The following is an 18,419-nucleotide window of genomic DNA, read 5'->3' on the forward strand; positions in this document are numbered from 1 at the left end:
TCCAGCACCCAGCTTCCATCTTCCAACAAAAAAGAAATTTTATGAAAAAAATATGGCAAAAAGATGACAATGCCACCAATATATTAGTCAACAAATTTACAGTCGGGAAAGATCTTGACTTTGATGAACGTCTGGCGAAATACGATGTTCAAGGTTCGATGGCGCATTGTAAAATGTTGGCAGAAGTGGGAATTATTTCCAGTGAAGAATCAAAGCAGATGTTATCTGTTTTGGGAGAGATTTTAGAAGATATCGAAAATGGAACTTTTGAAATCGATAAAACTGCGGAAGACATTCACTCGCAGGTTGAATCTATCTTAATTGAAAAATTAGAAGATACAGGAAAGAAAATTCATACGGCGCGTTCTAGAAATGATCAGGTTTTATTAGATATTAAATTGTATTTGGTTGATGAAATTCGTGAAATTACAGCGTTGACAGACGAATTCTTTCAAATATTAATCAAACTGGCGGATCAGCATAAAAATATTTTGCTTCCAGGTTATACGCATTTACAGATTGCGATGCCTTCATCGTTTGGATTATGGTTTGGAGCGTATGCAGAAGCGTTGTTAGATGATATCGAAATGCTATTTTCGGTTAAAAATATCATTAATAAAAATCCACTGGGTTCTGCTGCAGGATATGGTTCGTCTTTCCCGATTGACCGTGAGAGTACGACTTATAATTTAGGTTTCCAGTCGATGAATTATAATTCGGTTTATGCTCAAATGACGCGTGGAAAGTCAGAGAAAATGTTGTCTATGGCAATGGCAAATTTGGCAGGAACGTTAGGTAAATTTTCTTATGATGTTTGTCTGTATTTAAGTCAGAATTTTGATTTTATCAGTTTTCCTAAAGAATTTACAACGGGAAGCAGCATTATGCCTCACAAGAAAAATCCGGATATTTTTGAGCTGGTTCGTGCTCGTTGCAACAGAATTCAGTCGTTACCGAATGAGTTTATTTTGTTAACAACTAATCTTCCATCAGGCTATCATCGAGATATGCAGCTGACGAAGGAAATTCTTTTCCCGGCAATCGATTCTTTGAAAGAATGTCTGGAGATTTTGGGTTATACCTTACCGAATATTCAGGTGAAAGACGGAATTCTTGAAGACGAAAAGTATAAATATCTTTTCAGTGTAGAGAAAATTAATGAAGAAGTAAAAAATGGAAGTTCATTCCGTGATGCCTATGTAAAAGTAGGGCAGGAGATCGAAAACAATGAGTTCGATTTTGAAATAGGAAATCTAAATCATACCCATCAGGGAAGTATTGGGAATCTTTGTTTAGATAAGATAGAATATCAGTTTAATAAACTGAAAAACAAATTGTTGGGTTGATAGTTTTAAACTAAAGTTATTCTTAGATGCTTCGACTCCGCTCAGCATAAAACCGCTAGAAAATGACTTTTAGTATTAGAAATGTCATGTTGAGCGAAGTCGGAAGCATTTTCAAATAATTAAATATTTTTTAACCGAGATCAATCTTAAACTTAGTAGATTTTTTAACTTCGTGAAGTACGATAGAACTATGATATTGTCCGATATTAGGAATATTTGAAATTACATTTACCGTAAAATTATTGTAAGAATTGATGTCTTTAGCGATAATTTTCAGCATATAATCATATTCGCCTGAAAGGCTGATGATTTCCTGAACTTCATCGTGTTGCATAATGTTTTTCTCAAAAGTTTCAAGCACTTTTTTAGATTGTTCTTTCAAACGAACATTGCAATAAACAACAATATTTAAGCCCAGTTTTTCACGGTTCAAAAGACCTACGTATTTTTCGATGATTCCCTGTTTTTCCAGCTGTTTGATACGTTCATAAGTCGGAGTAAAGGTAAGACCAATCTTTTCTGAAATTTCTTTCACAGAATAGGTAGAGTCTTCCTGAATGATGCTGAGAATCATTTTGTCTTTTAAATCCATAAAAATGATGTTGAGTTTTAACAAAAGTAGTATTTAAAAATGAAAATAAAGAGAGATTAAGATTTTTTAATTTTATAGGAATTTTGATTTTGTCAGTTCGCCAAAATGTTATATCTTTGCACCTAATGAATAACACAGTATTTATATCATTAGAATTACCGGGCGTAGACGCCCTTTACGATATTTATTTATTTTAAGCGAAGATATTTTCTTCGCTTTTTTTTTGTAAAAAATTAAGATATTATGTTTACGATTACAGAACTAAGTACCGAGAGAATCAACAGTATAGTAACAGAAGCACTGGCTTTTGCTAATGGAAAAACTGCCAAAATTGAAGGGGAAGTTTTTTGCTCAAATCTTTTCTTTGAAGACAGTACAAGAACGAAAACAAGTTTTGATATTGCCGAAAGAAAATTAGGTTTGCAGGTGGTTCCTTTTGATGCGGCAAACAGTTCGGTAAACAAAGGGGAAAGTCTTTATGATACGGTAAAAACGATTGAAAGTCTTGGTGTAAATCTGGTTGTAATCAGAGACAAGAAAGACAGATATTTTGATGAATTAAAAAATATTACAATTCCCGTGATTAACGGAGGTGATGGAACTGGAAATCATCCATCTCAATGTATGTTAGACTTGATGACAATCTATCAGGAATTTGGAAAATTTGAAGGCTTAAAAATAGGAATTGTAGGAGATGTAAAACACAGCCGAGTTGCTAATTCAAATGCAGAAGCATTAAGAAGGTTAGGCGCTAAAGTTTATTTCTCAGGACCAGAACAATGGTTTGATGAAGGAGCTTTAATTAATGGGACTTATTTATCTGTTGATGAATTAATTAAAGAAGTTGATGTTTTGATGTTATTGAGGATTCAACACGAAAGACATGATGCAAAAATGAGCTTCTCAGCGTCTGATTACCACAGAAAATATGGTTTGACGAAAGAAAGAGAAAAAGCGATGAAAAAAGAAGCGATTATCATGCATCCAGCTCCAATCAATAGAGGAGTAGAAATTGATACAGACTTGGTAGAATGCGAACGCTCAAGAATTTTCAAACAAATGCAAAACGGTGTTTTTGCGAGAATGGCAATTTTAAAAGAAGCTTTGGAAGGACAAGGATACACTTTTAAATAAGCCAATAGAATTAAAGAAAAAATAAGAAGTAAAATAACAGAATGCGGAAGTCTAACTTCTAATTTCTAAAATCTAATATCTAATTTAAAAATGAAGAAAAAGTTAATACTGGAGTCCGGTGAAGTGTTTCATGGAGAAGGTTTCGGAGCAGAATTGGAAACTGCGGGAGAGGTGGTTTTCAATACCGGAATGACAGGGTACCAAGAACTGATCTCTGACCCGTCTTACTGCGGTCAGATTGTTTGTATGACCTATCCGCTTATCGGAAACTATGGGATTAATAGAGATGATTATGAGAGTATAGAGCCAGCTATCAAAGGGCTTATCGTAAAAGAACTTTGTGATTTGCCGTCAAATTTCCGTACTCAAATTACTTTAGATGAATTATTTAAAAAGAAAAAACTTTCAGGAATTTCAGGAATCGATACAAGAAGACTGACAAGAATTCTTCGTAACTCCGGAGTTGTGAAAGGAAAAATTGTAAACGCTGATGCTGACGAAAGTACAGTAGTTGCAGAGCTAAAAGAAACGACTTTCCCAACCAATCAGGTGGAGCAGGTCTCTACAAAAACACCTTATGCGAACCCAGGAAGAGGACTTAAAGTAGTACTTGTGGATTTTGGTTCTAAATTAGGAATTATCAGAGAATTGTCTCAAAGAAATTGTGACATCACAGTAGTTTCACATGATACAACAGCAGAAGAAATTTTGTTGATGAATCCTGACGGAATTATGTTATCAAACGGTCCTGGAGATCCTGAAGATAATCAGGGAGCTTTAGAAATGATTCGTGGATTATTAGGAAAAGTCCCAATCTTCGGAATCTGTTTAGGGCACCAATTAATCGGTTTGGCTTGCGGAGCAAAAACTTTCAAGCTAAAATTCGGACACAGAGGAGGAAATCACCCGGTTTTGGATTTAGAGAAAAACAAAGTAGCAATTACTTCTCAAAATCACGGCTATGCAGTAGACCAGGAAAGTCTTAAAGAAACAGATTTAATTGAAACGCACATCGCATTGAACGACAGAACAAACGAAGGTCTGAAACACAAAATTCACCCTTGTTTCTCAGTTCAGTATCACCCGGAAGCAAGTCCAGGTCCTGAAGATGCAAACTACTTGTTTGATGATTTCATTGAATTAATGGAAAACTTCAAAAAGTAATTTAGATTTCAGATATTAGACATCAGATAAAAGACTTTACATGCATAATTTTGAGAAATTACTTTTCTGGCAGAAATCAATAGAACTTGCGAAAGAAGTTTATATTATTTGTGCAGATTTACCGAAAGATGAAAAATTTGGTTTGATTTCTCAGATTAAAAGGTCGGTAATTTCAATTCCGTCAAATATTGCGGAAGGAGCAGGAAGAAATAATGACAGAGAATTTTATCATTTTCTTGGAATTGCAAATGCTTCTTCTTTTGAGCTACAGACACAATTAATTCTAACAAGAGAATTAAATTTATTAAATGCAGAAAAAGTTAACAGTTTAATATCAAATCTGAACGAAATTCAAAGAATGATTTACTCATTTAAATCTAATCTAAAAAAGTAAAACACAACACTGGAAGTCTAGAATCTGAAATCTGACATCTAGTATCTAACAACAAAAAAATGGCAAAACGTACAGATATAAAAACAATTTTAGTAATCGGTTCAGGACCTATCATCATTGGTCAGGCTGCAGAATTTGATTACGCAGGAACGCAGGCTTGTCTGTCTTTAAGAGAAGAAGGCTACAAGGTAATTTTGATTAACTCAAATCCTGCAACGATTATGACGGATGTTGAAATCGCGGATAAAGTATATATCGAGCCGATTTCACTTCAGTTTGTAAGTCACATCATCAGAAAAGAGCGTCCGGATGCACTTTTACCAACTCTTGGTGGGCAAACAGGTTTGAACATGGCGGTAGAATTGGAAAAATCAGGAATTCTTGAAGAATGTAAAGTTGAAGTTCTGGGAACTACGCTTTCAGCCATCAACAGAGCGGAAGACAGAGATTTGTTCCGTGAATTGATGAGAGAATTAAACGAACCGGTTCCTGAATCTGATATCGTAAATACGGTGGAAGGAGCAATTAATTTTGCTAACGAAATTGGTTATCCGGTAATTGTTCGTCCTGCTTTCACAATGGGAGGAACAGGTGGTGGAATCGCTGCTACTGAAGCTGAATTGAAAGAAATTGCAGAATTAGGATTAAAATATAGTCCTGTTACACAGTGTCTTATCGAGAGATCAATTGCAGGTTTCAAAGAAATTGAATATGAAGTAATGCGTGATGCAAACGACAACGCGATTGTGGTTTGTAACATGGAAAATATAGATCCGGTTGGAGTTCACACAGGAGATTCAATCGTTGTGGCACCTTCTCAGACGCTTTCTGACAGAGAGTATCAGTTGTTGAGAAATGCTTCATTAAAAATCATCAGAGCTTTAGGAATTGAAGGTGGATGTAACGTACAGTTGGCTTTAGACCCACATTCATTCGATTATTATATCATCGAGGTTAACCCGAGAGTTTCGCGTTCATCAGCTTTAGCATCAAAAGCAACAGGTTATCCGATTGCGAAAATTGCTGCAAAAATCGCTGTAGGATTAACTTTAGATGAAATTATGAATCCGGTTACCGGAACGTCTTACGCTTGTTTTGAACCGGCTTTGGATTATGTAGTAACTAAATTCCCAAGATTCCCATTCGATAAATTCGAAACAGCGGACAGAAGATTATCAACGCAGATGAAAGCAACAGGTGAAGTAATGGCAATCGGAAGAAATTTCGAGGAGTCTTTACAAAAAGCAATCCGTTCTTTGGAAACTGGAATCAAACATATCGGTTTAAAAACTAAGCAAGCTGCAGCTTTAACGGCAGAAGAAATCGAAAGAAGAATCAGAGTTTGTGATGACGAAAGATTATTCATTATCGGGGATGCTTTAAGAAGAGGATACGACTGGGAACAAATCGTAGAATGGAGCAAAATTGATAAATTCTTCATCTGGAAAATCAAGAAATTAATTGATTTCGAAAAGGTGATCGCTGAAAATAAATTCAATAAAGACATTTTATTAGAAGCTAAAAAATTAGGTTTCGCAGATATAAATATTGCAGTTCTTTGGGATGTAAAAGAACGTGAAATCTTCAATTTCAGAAAAGAAAACGGAGTAATGCCGGTTTACAAAATGGTAGATACTTGCGCCGCTGAATTTGAATCTGAAACACCATATTTCTACGGAACTTACGAAGAGGAAAACGAAAGTGTAGCTTCAGACAAAGAAAAAATCATTGTTTTAGGTTCTGGACCAATCAGAATCGGACAAGGTGTTGAGTTTGATTACGCAACAGTTCACTCGGTTTGGGCGATCAAAGAAATGGGGTATGAAGCGATTATCATCAACAACAATCCTGAAACAGTTTCTACAGACTTCTCAATTTCAGATAAATTATACTTCGAGCCTTTAACGGAAGAAGATGTAATGAATATCATCGAATTAGAAAAACCAAAAGGTGTTGTGGTACAGTTTGGTGGACAAACAGCCATCAACTTAGCTGATAAATTAGCAGCTCACGGAGTTCAGATTTTAGGAACTTCTTTGGAAGATTTAGATAGAGCTGAAAACAGAGATAAATTCGAAAAAGCTCTTCAGGAAATGGGAATTCCTCAACCTTTAGGAAAAACATCCACTTCAAAAGAAGAAGCAATAAAAATTGCCAACGAAATCGGTTATCCGGTTTTGGTTCGTCCAAGTTACGTTTTGGGAGGTAGAGCAATGGAAATTGTTTATACCGAATCAGAATTAGCTCATTATATGGAATTTGCGGTAGATGCAAGTCCTGAACACCCTGTCTTAGTTGACAGATATATGGTCGGAAAAGAAATTGAAGTTGATGCAATCTGCGACGGTGAAACGGTAATTATTCCGGGAATTATGGAGCACATCGAAAGAGCAGGAGTTCATTCTGGAGACTCGATCGCGGTGTATCCTCCACAAAATATTTCACAAAGCGAAGTTGATACTTTGGTAGATTATACTCAAAGGTTAGCTAAAGGTTTGAAAGTAATTGGTTTAATGAATATTCAATACGTTCTTTTTGAAGGAAATGTATATGTAATTGAAGTGAATCCACGTTCATCTAGAACGGTTCCTTTCTTATCTAAAATTACGGAAGTTCCGATGGCAAATCTTGCTACAAAAGCAATTTTAGGTCAAAAACTGACTGATTTAGGTTACAAAAACGGACTAGTTCCGAATAAAGAAGGTGTTTTCGTAAAAGTTCCTGTATTCTCTTTCTCAAAATTAACGAAAGTTGATATCTCTTTAGGCCCAGAAATGAAGTCTACAGGAGAAGTTATGGGGAAAGATACGACTTTAGAAAAAGCGCTTTATAAAGGATTGGTTGCAGCTGGAAGAAAAGTTCCGATGCATGGTTCAATCTTATTCACGGTAGCTGATAAACATAAGCAAGAAGCGGCAGATTTAGCTGTAAGATTCCATGAAGTTGGTTTCAGAATCTGGGCAACGGAAGGAACTGCAAAATTCTTCGGAGAACAAGGTATTCCTTGTAAAATTGGCTACAAAATAGGAGAGGAAAGCGTCAACTTAATCGATTTGATTCAAAAAGGAAAAGTACAATACGTTGTAAACACCATGACGAAAGGAAAACAGTCTGAAAGAGACGGTTTCCAAATCAGAAGAATGAGTGTGGAAAACGGTGTTCCTTGTTTAACATCGATGGATACAGTTGAAGCAATATTGAAAGTTATCGAAAGCATGAGTTTCAAAATGGAAACGATGTAATTTTTAAATAAAATTTGAACGAAACTTTTCGTCAAACCTAACAGGTTTTTAAAACCTGTTAGGTTTTTTGTTTATGAACAATTAAATAATTTGTTGATTGATTGAAAATTGGTTACTTTAGAAAAATCATAAACGAGCTTAAAGTATTGCTTTGATTTGGGTTTTTGGCGGAAATTTTATCTAAACAGTGAAAAAATGAAAAACAATTCAAATTTTATTTTTAAATTATCAATTGCTTTTTTATTGGTTTTCTCAAGTTCATTTTTGTACGGGCAGCAAATTATTAATAACAATCAGACAGAAACAATAAAATTGCCTGTAAAAAAAATTCTACAATATTTTAATGATTTTAACTATCATTATCTGAGTGAATATAAGTTGAATGAAACGAAAATAGATTCTATAACTCAAAATAATAATATTACCACACTTTATCTTACGGAAAACAAAAATTACGAATCCGCTATAATCCTAACGGATTTGAATAAATATCAGAAAATAATCAAACAGAAATCTTTTGAAACTAATATATTAATGCTATTCAAAGGAGAATACAATGCAGAAACACTTAAATATCCAATAAAACCAAGTATCAACGAATCTTTTTCTAAAAACGGAATACTTAAATGGAAGATTAAAATTGAAAAAGCAGACGAAAATTCAACAAAATTGACATTTATTTTTGATTCTTTTGACAAGAAAAATAAACAAAAATTTATCTCAACTTTTTCTAAAGGGATTGATAAACATTTTAAGTATACAATTCAACAGATATTTATAACAGAGAATTTTAAACGTCAAGTATTAAATTATTTAGCAAATAGTTCCAAATCTGATGCTTCAGATGCTGTTCCTACCAAAGGCAATTGAAAAAACTTCTGCCAACATCGGCTTGGTAATATGATGGTTTTCTGCTAAACTTAACGACAATTCTTCAATTGAAACATTGTGTAAAACAGAACATTTATACTTAGATTTCCGCCACATCGCAAAGCTTTGAAATGTTGTGCGATACGCTAAACAATAAAGATAAAAATGAAACACAAAAAATGAATAAATTATCCATAAAACACATGCTTTTTCTATTGTTTTTAATGAGTCTTCTATCTTCTTCGTACGCACAGACGGAAAAAAAAACATTTTATACAACTGGTCAAATTAAGGAAGTCGCTCAATATGACAAGAATGGAAAACTAATAGGAGAGGCAAAAGCTTATCACCCAAACGGAAAATTGGAACGGATTGGTCAATATCAAAACGGAAAACAAATTGGAGAATGGAAACAATATTTTAAAAACGGAAAATTATCAATTATTGGAATATTTGAGGATGGAAAGCAAAAAGATTATTGGACTTATTATTGGCCTAATGGACAATTAAGAGGAAAAGTAAACTTTAAAGAAGGTAAACAGACAGGGGAATTGAAAGAATATCACGAAAATGGAATATTGGCAAAAATTGGAAACTATGAAAACGGTGTAAAAATAGGTGAATGGAAGGCTTATTATGAAAATGAACAGTTGATAAGCATAGGAAACTATGTGAATGGGGAACACGTGGGTGAATGGAAGTATTATGATAAAGAAGGTAAGTTATTAGAAATGGAAAAATACTAAAAAGTACAATTGTAAAACAAAGGCTTAAAAATAGCGAGACGAAACTTTAAAACCCAAAGTTTGCATTCGATTGAATTTCTGTGCTAAAAATCCACCATTGCAATGTCTCGGAACGCTATACAATATGCCAAATCAACATTCTGCATAAATTGCTGACAAAAAAAGATGAAAAAACTTATAATAATCATTTCTATTTTGAATTTGCAATCCTGTAAAAACAAATACAATTTAGAAAATACTTTTTGGAAACATTGTGGAGATTATCCAATATCAGACGTGATTGTTATTGGGAAAGAACGCGCTGTATATGTAAGAAACGACAGTATATATTTTAACAAAAACGATTCATTATTTGGGGTTATCGACACCATAAAATACTACTATGGAGAAAGAAGTTCGAGATTTGAAGGGTAATGTGGGAAGATTTTGTGAAAAATGAATGCATCGGAAATAAAAAATATTCCTACTTTTAATTTTTTTGCAATGGACAAAAAACAAAAACTACAATCAAAATGGAAATAAATAAAATTGTATTTAGATTTTGGGGAAGCAATTTGTTGATTAGCATCATATTATTTGTTATTTATAGAATTGTGATTTCTCAAACAAAGTTGATTGATGGAAGTTCATTTGAAAAATGGATGCAGATTTTAGAACTTATATTAAATTTAGGATTTTCATTGGTGTACCTTGTTGCTATGCTTATCTCTTCTTTTGCAGTTCTTCTAAATTTGATAAAAAAAATTAGGATCAATTTCTATCTGTCACTCTTCACATTTTTGGGATTACCAGCATTTTGTGTTATTTTTGTCGTAATCACACTATTAATAGATATTTGCACCACAGATTTAACCGTTCTTACAACACTTGCAATTTTTTCAATAATTTATTTATTCCTGACGACAATGCAATTTTTATGGTTCAGAAAAAGAATCAACAAAGTAGAGTTGAACAAATTAAGACCTTAAAAAACAATTTTTTTGTATCAGGAGTGCTGAAGTATAAAATTTAACAGTATTTTAAATTGAACTTTTGTATTTCGTTTTCCTGCCTAACATAGTAAATATATTGGTCATATCACAAATTCAGAAAAAAAATATTACAAACCAACAACCACCTAACATAACAGAATATGGACAAAACAAAAATCACCAGAGAAAACGTTGTTGAAGCAGAAAACAAACTTTTTTCGGCTCAACTTGTAAGCAATGTGGAAATACTTGACCAATTATTGCACGATGATTTGCTTGCAGTAGCACCGACGGGAGAAATTATAACGAAAGAAATGGATTTGAACTCGCATAAAGCGAAAACAATGATTATTGAAAACGCTTCAATAGAAATTGATAACATTAAAATAATGGATGACACTGCGCTTTCTATTGTTACAATGACAGCGAAAGGAAAAGTGATGGGAACTCCATTAGAAGGAAGGTTTAGATATTTTAGAGTTTGGAAACTATTTGATGACGAATTGAAAATTATCGGAGCAAGTTTTATGCAATTACCTGATTAAAAACACTGTTGTATTGAACAAAGTAATGTAAGTCTTCGTAAGTTTTTATGGATATTTTTCAGGATTTTGAGAAGTGTGAAAAACTCTGAAAATTTTGATAGTTTCTTTTTCAATTTTATAAATAATGATGAAAGGAAAAATTTTCAGGGGTAAACGATGAAAATCATTATGGATTTTTTGAAAGTAAACAAATTTCTTAAGTTTGTTCACAGTAAATTTAAAGTCTTTAAAGAAACTGTTTGCTACTTTTTTTCCAGCAACATTTTTGTAATATTCGAAAGAATTGACAATGTCTCTATTAGCTTCAGGATTGGTTATGATTTTATACGCCATACTTAGCTTTCATTTCAGCAAAAAAATCTTCAATAGGCATAAAATCTTCATCCCTCAAATTTTCCATTGCATCCAATTCACGTTTTTGCGCATCTGTTAACTGGTAATTTAGATTATGTTCATACCAATCTTTTTGAGATTTTTTTTCAAGAATTCCGTCTAAATATCCCAAAACCTGCTTCAGGATTTCCTCCGGTTCATCTTTTAATTTTTGATTAATGATATGTAAAGTGTTAGAATTCATTTTATTTATTTTTATCAAAGTTAATGAAATTTAGATTTGAGATAAAAATTATTTATCTGATAAAGTTTAAGGTTAATAAAATTAGAAAATGATTGTCCGTAATGTATAATAATCAAAATTATCCATAAACCTTTGTTGAGTGAAATCGAAGATTCGATGAAATCAAACGCCTTTGCGAACCTTAAAAGCAGTTAATATTTAAAAAACCTTTGTGGACTTTGCGTTAAAAACAGCATTATTAGTAAAAGCGGACAATCATAAATTGGAATAAATAAAATGACGTATTTTAAAAAAGATTAAATTTAGAACTTGTTACAATTTTAAAAAACACACACAATGGAATATCAAGCTATCGCAGAAAAATATACCAATTTTAAAGTATCAAAAGACGGAAACCCAGTCGGGCAATTGAATTATAAAAGCTGGTTTAAATTCAATGCTGAAATTGAAATTTTAAACTCAAAATATCAGGTTGAGCCGAAAGGTTTTTGGGGAACAACTGTTGAAGTTCTTGATGGGAAAATAGTTCTTCTCAAATTTGCCATGAATTGGGACGGAAATATCGTAATGAACACCTATTTCAATGATATCGAGAAAAAATATACGCTTAGTCACAAAGGCTTTTTCAAAGAATATTTTGTTTTAAGTGATGTAAAAGGAACAGAACTTCTGATGATGAAACCCCATGTTCAGTGGCGAAGTTTGAATTATGAATACCAAATAAATACTTCGGAAATTTTAGAAACATTTGCGGAAAAAAATATTCTTCTGCTTATATCTTTACACTGCGCCAATTATTATATGTCGATGATGGCAGGAATGGGTTAATTTATTTTATAATAAGGTTCATTAAAATATTTACTCGGTTTTACATAAACCATCTTTCTGTCTTTGTCAAAAATCCAGTTGAATCTGCGCATCACATCGGCTGCAAAATAATTGGCGTGTTGAGTTTTGAGATCTCCAGTGAAAAATCCGGCTGTAAGATTTTTTAAAACAATATTTCCAAGCTTTAGAAAAGGTAAAACTCCCTGTTTTGTTGTAATGATTTGTCCGGCAGAATTTTTCATTGATTTTTCGCCTGTAATTTTCAGCTTTTCATTCAGATTATTAGCTTCTGCAAACTCGTTACTGTAAAGCAAACCTCCCGAATAACCAGACTGAAGAAGGAAATAAGCTTCCTGTTGTTTATCTTCAATCACGTTGTCTGCAACGATAAAAAATTGCCCATTTTTTACATAAAGATTCATCGGTTGATAATCCTTTAAATCCGGCTCTTTATCATAAGAAACAAACTGACTGTTGTCGTAATCGATTTTAAAATATTGGTCTTTAAAAATCCCGGTTCCTATTTTTCCATCGGCTTCGTGACCGGTCAATTCATTATCGAAAAATCTGATGTTCCCATATTTTTTATTGCCGATTTTTACCGTATTTCCGTCACTTATTTCATCTTTAAACGTGATATGGTCTGCTTTTCTGATTCTATCTGGCGAAATTGATGCATCTTCCATCGCAATCTGAAACATCAGATGAAGCGAATCTTTATCATTAACCAAAGTTTTTACAATGATATTATTGTGTTTCGTTAATCTGAATGGAATCTTTTCCTGAGCTTTGAAAGAGGTTAAACTCAATAATACAATGGCTAAACAGCTAAACTTCTTAAACATTTTTCGATTCTTAAAATATCCCCAAATATAGAATAATTTTTTCTCACCATTTAGATATAACTTGTCTTAAAAATAATTATCTTCGGTTAAATTAAATAAACCAAATGACGAAACATCAGCAAAGAGTCGCCGAAGTCTACCATTTTTTTGATAATAAAGACACCGTTTTAGGGTTCAGAAAGCTGTTAGATTGCGCTATTGACACTCAGGATATGTCGATTTATAAAGAAGCGATTGAATTAACCGACTGGAAAGAAACTCACAATCACGCCATTGACGAATTAATCGAAAAATCAAAAACTCTTCTCGGCAAAATTGAAAAAGTTCAGGTAAAAGAACATATTTCTGAACAGTCTGTTTTGAAAGCAAAAGATATTGTAAAATCTTACGGAAGCAACCGTTTTTCGCTCGGTCCGGTTTCTGTGGAAATCAATAAAGGACAGGTTTATGGCTTGGTTGGAGAGAACGGAAACGGGAAAACAACTTTGCTGAGAATTTTGGCGAATGAAATTTCATTTAATGATGGAAGTTTAAACTATTCTTTCAACGAAAAATCAAAAAATGAATATGATTTGAGAACGAAGTTGGTTTATATTCCGCAACGAACCGAAAAATGGTATGGAAGTCTGAAAGATAATCTGAAATTTGTGCTTTCAAATCATGGCGTTTCTCCTGAAGAAAATGAAACCAGAACCTTGATGATGATTGCCCGTCTCGGATTATGGAATTATAAACACCTGAAATGGAGCGAACTTTCATCCGGTTACAAAATGCGTTTTGAACTGGCGAGAATTCTTTTAAGAAAACCTGAAATTCTTTTATTGGATGAGCCTTTAGCAAACCTTGATGTTTTGGCGCAACAGGTCATTTTGGAAGATTTAAAATCGATTGCCAATTCGGTAAATCATCCGATTGCTTTGATTTTAAGCTCGCAGCAATTGTACGAAGTAGAAAAGATTTCAGACAAGGTAATCTTTCTGAAAAACGGAAAATACAAAGATAATTCTGAGGTAAATGATGATGACGAAAACCAATTGATTATAGAAATTGATACTAATGAAAGTCGCGATAAACTTCTCGAAGTTTTTAAGGATTTCAATATGGAAAAGCTGAACTTCAATGGTGGAGTTTATGTTGCTTATTTCTCATCAGAAACCCAGTTTTATGAAGTGATTTCTGCTTTAGGAAATGCAAAAGCAGAAATTATTTACATCAGAAATATCTCGTCTTCTACGAGAAGGTTTTTCGTTAATTAATCTTTTTTAATTCAAATCAAAATGCAAAAACTCAATAAATTCAACCAATATTTGCTCGAAAGATATCCTACAGTCTGGAATACTAAAATTGTATGGATGCTTTTGGCAGCTCTTGTTTTTCATATCGTCTTTTTTATCATCGGTTATGTTTCGCATATCGATCCTGTTTCGCTTCAGAAATATTCTGTAAAAGATGATTATTTCAGAAATGGTGTTATTTTCGTTCATCTTATTATTTCTATTTTACTGATTGTAGGATGGCTTTTGATGATGCTTAAAAACAATGCATTCAAGAATTTTTACCCTACTTCTAAAGGAAAACTGTTTGGTCAGTTTGTACAATATTTTATTATTATTTTTTCGTGTACCACGTTTTATTTCTCGTACATGACGGGTTTTAGAATGTTTATCAATAATAAATATCCTGATCAGGAAATGGCTAAAAATGTTGATATCATCAACCGAACTGTGCCTTTTCTTTCTCAAAATATAGAATCTTATACTTTAGAAAACAGATTGTTTCCAAAACCTTTTTATGATCTGTATTGTGAAAATGATATTGAAAAAATAGACCGAAACAAAAAGTTTTTTGTGTATTACAACAGAGTTTATCAGTATTATACTCTTTATTCTAAAAAATCTTATCAAAAAGATAAGCGAGGAAATTTCATTCCTCCAAATCCTGAATATTCGAACAAGATACAGCCCGCTTATTCAGACGAGGAAGAAAAATTTGAAACATTTTATTACAAAAAAGATGTTGTAGATCTTTCATCACAGATTCAAACGACTCAACCAAGTTTTTATAATTTTTCCCAAGTTTTTTATGATTATGATTTAAAAGGTTTTAATGACAGAGTAAAAGTTGCAGAAACTAATTACTATAATAAAAACTCGCCTAATAATATTCTTAAAAATAAAAAAGCAATCATTAATCAGAAAACCACAACGCTTTTAAATTCTAAAAACCCGGCAGAGCTTGAGAAACTTTTTGAAGATTTTCTTTCGATTTCTAAAACCTATAGAATTAAAAATAATCTAAATGCTAAAAAATGGGTTTCTATGATTTACTCAAAAGACAACCCCAATTTTGAAATCCGTTATTTTATCAAAGATTACGAAGGGAAAATGAGAACTGATGAAGATGCGTATTACGAAGAAACAGTTGCCGTAGATTCTGTTGTTGCAACTACTGATTATCCTAATGAAAATGATATCAGAGACAGTATAAAAATAAGAGAATTTAATCCTGAAATCAATCAACAGCTTGCTCCGGATAAATATGTGAAAAACAACATGACGGAATATTATTATCTGTCTGAAAACATGACCGATTTATTGACAAGTGTAGATTCTGTGAAGAAAGATGATTTCTTTTCAGAAAACATTCATATTTACATCTGGGTTGCATTTTTCCTTTCTACTTTTATTTTCAGTTTCAGAATTACCGGGCTTCGGTCGTTGCTTTTCAGTGTGATTAGCGCAGGAGTTTTAACTTTAACCGTTACTTTGATTACGGTATTTTACGGACTTACTTTCAGAGGTCAGGAACAGTTTTTTGTTGCCTATTTTGTTTTGTTTATCGGTCTTATTATTCTGTTGATTCCGTTACTGAAAATGAATATGGTTAACAAAATGGTATCATCTATTTTGGTAAATTTTTCAATTAATGGATTTGTACTCTTTGTACTTTTAATTTTTGCAATTATCAATATTCATCAAAAAGCAGCTTGTGAGGGTGTCGTAATGAGTATTGAAGGCGGTTACCCTTATTATGGCTGCCCAAATATTTTTGAAGATTTAGGCTTTATGCTAAGTTATATCATCTTGGTAATAGGTTTTGTATTTATGTATTTTTATACTGCTATTTTGCAAAAATGGAAGGCAATGCCGGAATAATTTTTTCTAATATTTTAAAGCCTCATATTTTTATGGGGTTTTTGTTTCATTAAAACTTAAGAATGTGAATATTATTCAGACGTTACTCGATGCAGATTTGTTTCAAAAAAAGAAAGTAATCGACAGGCATTCTTTTCTGACTTTGGAAGGCGATATCGACAGCAATATTTATTATGTTGAAAAAGGAAGTTTACGCATTTTTATCAGAGACGAAGATCAGGAAAGGACTATTCGTTTTGGATATAAAGAAAATATAATTGTCTGTCTCGACTCTTTTTTATCTGAAAAGCCGACCGATTTTTATATTCAGGCAATTAAGAAAACCGAAATTAAAGTGGCTTCCAAAAAAGATTTTAATGAATTTATAAAGTCTTCTGACGATAATCTGAAATTATGGACTGTGATTTTGGAAGATTTAGTTTTACAACAAATTGAAAGAGAAAAGGATTTGCTAATAAATTCTCCAAGAGAGCGTTATGAAAGGGTTTTAAAAAGAAGTCCGAAACTTTTTCAGGAAATTCCCAATAAACATATTGCCAATTATTTAAGAATGAGCCCCGAAACTTTATCAAGACTCAAAAAATCTTGACTGTAATCAAGATTTATCATTTGAGAAAACTGGAAATTTGCAATAAAAATTGACATGAAAATTCCAACGCTTCAACTGATTGATGAATTGCAAAAAATTACTGAAGAAAATATACAGTTTGCTGAAAATCTTTTTAATCAACCAGATGAAAAACTCAATTTCAGACTTTCAGAAAATAGTTGGAGCATTCTGGAATGTCTCGAACATTTGAATCGATACGGAAATTTTTATATTCCTGAAATCAGGAAAAGAATTGAAAATTCAGATACAAAATCAACAGAGATTTTCAGTTCGGGAATTTTAGGAAATTATTTCGCAAACAGCATGCTTCCAAAGGAAAAACTGAATACAATGAAGACTTTCAAATCGATGAATCCTATTCACAGCAAACTTGATAAAAATGTTTTAAATGAATTTATTGTTCAGCAAAAACAAATGCTTCATCTTTTAAAGGAAGCTAAAAATATAGATTTAAATAAAGTAAAAACCAGCATCAGTATTTCAAATTTAATTAAATTAAAACTGGGTGATACTTTCCGTTTTGTAATCTATCATAATCTAAGACATATCAAACAAGCAAAAAGAAATCTTTAACTAATCTGTGACCTTTGCTGAGTGAAATCGAAGATTCGACGTAGTCAAACGCCTTTGCGAACTTAAAAACAATTAGTAGTTAAAAAAATCCTTGCGCTCTTTGCGCTAAAATAAAAACAGAATCATTTTTTTTCATCAATTTAATTTAACAAAATTTATCAATCTCAAAAAGTGATTTATGAACTCGATTTTGTAATTTTAGACAAAATTTTAAAAGTGAAAAAATTATTATTTGCAGTTTGCATATCAGCTTCAGCTTTAAACTTCGCACAAGATTATTCGGTACCTGCAGCAAGTCCGCGTCAGAAAGTAGAACAGCAGTTTTCAATGTCAAAAATCTCTGTAGATTACGGAAGACCGGGAGTAAAAGGAAGAAAAATCTTCGGAGAACTGGTTCCTTACGGACAGGTTTGGAGAGCGGGTGCAAACTCTTCTACAAAAATTACATTCGGACAGTCTGTTAATTTTGGTGGAAAAACTGTTCCAGCAGGAACTTACGGTTTGTTCATCGTACCAACAGAAAAAGAATGGAAAGTTATTTTAAATAAAGATTTTCAACAATGGGGAGCTTACACATATGATCCAAAACAGGATGTTGTAGACGTAACGGTTCCGGTTAATAAATTAGCAGATAAACAAGAATGGTTTGAGATTACCTTAAACCCGACTGATGAAAATTCAGGAAATCTTGTGATCAAATGGGATATGGCTCAAGCTGAAGTAGCTTTAAAACCTGCAAAACCTGAAGCAGTAACTAAAATTGCTGAGAAATTAAGAGAAATCAAAAAAATAGAATCTGACGCTGCAAAAGCAAAAGGCTAAGATTC

20 protein-coding genes are annotated in these 18,419 nt (G+C 32.6%); 16 read left to right on the forward strand and 4 right to left on the reverse strand.

Features of this window, described 5'->3' with window-relative positions; all coding sequences use genetic code 11:
- Positions 1-41 precede the first annotated feature (41 nt).
- Complete coding sequence (gene argH / locus BUR17_RS01400) at positions 42-1,346, forward strand: argininosuccinate lyase (RefSeq protein WP_074228220.1); 1,305 nt, start codon at positions 42-44, stop codon at positions 1,344-1,346.
- A gap of 130 nt (positions 1,347-1,476) precedes the next feature.
- On the opposite strand, the gene BUR17_RS01405 is transcribed toward argH, so the two are convergent.
- A complete protein-coding gene (locus BUR17_RS01405) occupies positions 1,477-1,938 on the reverse strand; it encodes an Lrp/AsnC family transcriptional regulator (RefSeq protein ID WP_074228221.1) in 462 nt (153 codons plus the stop codon).
- Positions 1,939-2,181: 243 nt separating this feature from the next.
- Here BUR17_RS01405 and BUR17_RS01410 point away from each other — a divergent pair, with 243 nt between their 5' ends.
- The 9 genes from BUR17_RS01410 (at position 2,182) to BUR17_RS01450 (ending at position 11,004) form a co-directional block, all read left to right on the forward strand.
- Complete coding sequence (locus tag BUR17_RS01410; RefSeq protein ID WP_074228222.1) at positions 2,182-3,072, forward strand: aspartate carbamoyltransferase catalytic subunit; 891 nt, start codon at positions 2,182-2,184, stop codon at positions 3,070-3,072.
- Between the two features lie 90 nt (positions 3,073-3,162).
- The gene (locus tag BUR17_RS01415) at positions 3,163-4,236 is read left to right on the forward strand and encodes a carbamoyl phosphate synthase small subunit (protein ID WP_074228223.1); all 1,074 of its coding nucleotides are present in this window, start codon (positions 3,163-3,165) and stop codon (positions 4,234-4,236) included.
- A 40-nt stretch (positions 4,237-4,276) separates the two neighbouring features.
- A complete protein-coding gene (locus BUR17_RS01420) occupies positions 4,277-4,630 on the forward strand; it encodes a four helix bundle protein (RefSeq protein WP_074228224.1) in 354 nt (117 codons plus the stop codon).
- Between the two features lie 59 nt (positions 4,631-4,689).
- Complete coding sequence (gene carB, locus BUR17_RS01425) at positions 4,690-7,872, forward strand: carbamoyl-phosphate synthase large subunit (protein ID WP_074228225.1); 3,183 nt, start codon at positions 4,690-4,692, stop codon at positions 7,870-7,872.
- 312 nt (positions 7,873-8,184) lie between these two features.
- The gene (locus BUR17_RS01430; RefSeq protein WP_143747505.1) at positions 8,185-8,742 is read left to right on the forward strand and encodes a hypothetical protein; all 558 of its coding nucleotides are present in this window, start codon (positions 8,185-8,187) and stop codon (positions 8,740-8,742) included.
- Positions 8,743-8,921: 179 nt separating this feature from the next.
- Positions 8,922-9,488 carry a toxin-antitoxin system YwqK family antitoxin gene (locus tag BUR17_RS01435; protein ID WP_159437578.1) on the forward strand — a complete coding sequence of 189 codons (567 nt, stop codon included), beginning with the start codon at positions 8,922-8,924 and terminating at the stop codon, positions 9,486-9,488.
- A gap of 165 nt (positions 9,489-9,653) precedes the next feature.
- Positions 9,654-9,902, forward strand: coding sequence for a hypothetical protein (locus tag BUR17_RS01440; protein WP_074228228.1), 249 nt, complete (start codon positions 9,654-9,656; stop codon positions 9,900-9,902).
- Positions 9,903-10,000: 98 nt separating this feature from the next.
- A complete protein-coding gene (locus BUR17_RS01445) occupies positions 10,001-10,456 on the forward strand; it encodes a hypothetical protein (protein WP_084550342.1) in 456 nt (151 codons plus the stop codon).
- 164 nt (positions 10,457-10,620) lie between these two features.
- Positions 10,621-11,004: a nuclear transport factor 2 family protein gene (locus BUR17_RS01450; protein ID WP_074228229.1), complete on the forward strand. Its 384-nt coding sequence runs from the start codon at positions 10,621-10,623 to the stop codon at positions 11,002-11,004.
- Between the two features lie 45 nt (positions 11,005-11,049).
- On the opposite strand, the gene BUR17_RS01455 is transcribed toward BUR17_RS01450, so the two are convergent.
- Positions 11,050-11,337 carry a type II toxin-antitoxin system RelE/ParE family toxin gene (locus BUR17_RS01455; protein WP_074228230.1) on the reverse strand — a complete coding sequence of 96 codons (288 nt, stop codon included), beginning with the start codon at positions 11,335-11,337 and terminating at the stop codon, positions 11,050-11,052.
- Complete coding sequence (locus BUR17_RS01460) at positions 11,327-11,581, reverse strand: hypothetical protein (RefSeq protein WP_074228231.1); 255 nt, start codon at positions 11,579-11,581, stop codon at positions 11,327-11,329. The genes BUR17_RS01455 and BUR17_RS01460 overlap by 11 nt, the downstream gene beginning before the upstream one ends.
- A gap of 336 nt (positions 11,582-11,917) precedes the next feature.
- Here BUR17_RS01460 and BUR17_RS01465 point away from each other — a divergent pair, with 336 nt between their 5' ends.
- The gene (locus BUR17_RS01465) at positions 11,918-12,409 is read left to right on the forward strand and encodes a hypothetical protein (RefSeq protein ID WP_074228232.1); all 492 of its coding nucleotides are present in this window, start codon (positions 11,918-11,920) and stop codon (positions 12,407-12,409) included.
- Here BUR17_RS01465 and BUR17_RS01470 read toward each other — a convergent pair.
- On the reverse strand, positions 12,406-13,254 hold the full coding sequence (locus BUR17_RS01470; RefSeq protein ID WP_074228233.1) for a hypothetical protein: 849 nt from the start codon (positions 13,252-13,254) through the stop codon (positions 12,406-12,408). The two genes, BUR17_RS01465 and BUR17_RS01470, sit on opposite strands and share 4 nt — an antisense overlap.
- 104 nt (positions 13,255-13,358) lie before the next feature.
- On the opposite strand from BUR17_RS01470, the gene BUR17_RS01475 reads away from it, so the two are divergent.
- The 5 genes from BUR17_RS01475 (at position 13,359) to BUR17_RS01495 (ending at position 18,414) form a co-directional block, all read left to right on the forward strand.
- Positions 13,359-14,510: an ABC transporter ATP-binding protein gene (locus BUR17_RS01475; protein ID WP_074228234.1), complete on the forward strand. Its 1,152-nt coding sequence runs from the start codon at positions 13,359-13,361 to the stop codon at positions 14,508-14,510.
- Between the two features lie 21 nt (positions 14,511-14,531).
- Positions 14,532-16,409 (forward strand): hypothetical protein, encoded by a 1,878-nt coding sequence (locus BUR17_RS01480; RefSeq protein ID WP_074228235.1) that lies wholly within the window; start codon positions 14,532-14,534, stop codon positions 16,407-16,409.
- A 64-nt stretch (positions 16,410-16,473) separates the two neighbouring features.
- The gene (locus BUR17_RS01485; RefSeq protein ID WP_074228236.1) at positions 16,474-16,998 is read left to right on the forward strand and encodes a Crp/Fnr family transcriptional regulator; all 525 of its coding nucleotides are present in this window, start codon (positions 16,474-16,476) and stop codon (positions 16,996-16,998) included.
- A 54-nt stretch (positions 16,999-17,052) separates the two neighbouring features.
- Complete coding sequence (locus tag BUR17_RS01490; RefSeq protein WP_074228237.1) at positions 17,053-17,592, forward strand: DinB family protein; 540 nt, start codon at positions 17,053-17,055, stop codon at positions 17,590-17,592.
- Positions 17,593-17,808: 216 nt separating this feature from the next.
- Positions 17,809-18,414, forward strand: coding sequence for a DUF2911 domain-containing protein (locus BUR17_RS01495; protein WP_074230184.1), 606 nt, complete (start codon positions 17,809-17,811; stop codon positions 18,412-18,414).
- Positions 18,415-18,419 lie beyond the last annotated feature (5 nt).

The organism is Chryseobacterium scophthalmum, from assembly GCF_900143185.1.
Classification (GTDB): Bacteria; Bacteroidota; Bacteroidia; order Flavobacteriales; family Weeksellaceae; genus Chryseobacterium; species Chryseobacterium scophthalmum.

Bases quoted from the DNA above. Each gene is read 5' to 3' on its own strand.
- BUR17_RS01480 (WP_074228235.1), top strand. From the start codon at position 14,532: ATGCAAAAACTCAATAAATTCAACCAATATTTGCTCGAAAGATATCCT.
- BUR17_RS01415 (WP_074228223.1), top strand. From the start codon at position 3,163: ATGAAGAAAAAGTTAATACTGGAGTCCGGTGAAGTGTTTCATGGAGAA.
- BUR17_RS01410 (WP_074228222.1), top strand. From the start codon at position 2,182: ATGTTTACGATTACAGAACTAAGTACCGAGAGAATCAACAGTATAGTA.
- BUR17_RS01465 (WP_074228232.1), top strand. From the start codon at position 11,918: ATGGAATATCAAGCTATCGCAGAAAAATATACCAATTTTAAAGTATCA.
- BUR17_RS01445 (WP_084550342.1), top strand. From the start codon at position 10,001: ATGGAAATAAATAAAATTGTATTTAGATTTTGGGGAAGCAATTTGTTG.
- BUR17_RS01490 (WP_074228237.1), top strand. From the start codon at position 17,053: ATGAAAATTCCAACGCTTCAACTGATTGATGAATTGCAAAAAATTACT.
- BUR17_RS01470 (WP_074228233.1), bottom strand. From the start codon at position 13,254: ATGTTTAAGAAGTTTAGCTGTTTAGCCATTGTATTATTGAGTTTAACC.
- BUR17_RS01420 (WP_074228224.1), top strand. From the start codon at position 4,277: ATGCATAATTTTGAGAAATTACTTTTCTGGCAGAAATCAATAGAACTT.
- BUR17_RS01435 (WP_159437578.1), top strand. From the start codon at position 8,922: ATGAATAAATTATCCATAAAACACATGCTTTTTCTATTGTTTTTAATG.
- BUR17_RS01405 (WP_074228221.1), bottom strand. From the start codon at position 1,938: ATGGATTTAAAAGACAAAATGATTCTCAGCATCATTCAGGAAGACTCT.
- BUR17_RS01475 (WP_074228234.1), top strand. From the start codon at position 13,359: ATGACGAAACATCAGCAAAGAGTCGCCGAAGTCTACCATTTTTTTGAT.
- BUR17_RS01440 (WP_074228228.1), top strand. From the start codon at position 9,654: ATGAAAAAACTTATAATAATCATTTCTATTTTGAATTTGCAATCCTGT.
- carB (WP_074228225.1), top strand. From the start codon at position 4,690: ATGGCAAAACGTACAGATATAAAAACAATTTTAGTAATCGGTTCAGGA.
- argH (WP_074228220.1), top strand. From the start codon at position 42: ATGAAAAAAATATGGCAAAAAGATGACAATGCCACCAATATATTAGTC.
- BUR17_RS01455 (WP_074228230.1), bottom strand. From the start codon at position 11,337: ATGGCGTATAAAATCATAACCAATCCTGAAGCTAATAGAGACATTGTC.
- BUR17_RS01460 (WP_074228231.1), bottom strand. From the start codon at position 11,581: ATGAATTCTAACACTTTACATATCATTAATCAAAAATTAAAAGATGAA.
- BUR17_RS01450 (WP_074228229.1), top strand. From the start codon at position 10,621: ATGGACAAAACAAAAATCACCAGAGAAAACGTTGTTGAAGCAGAAAAC.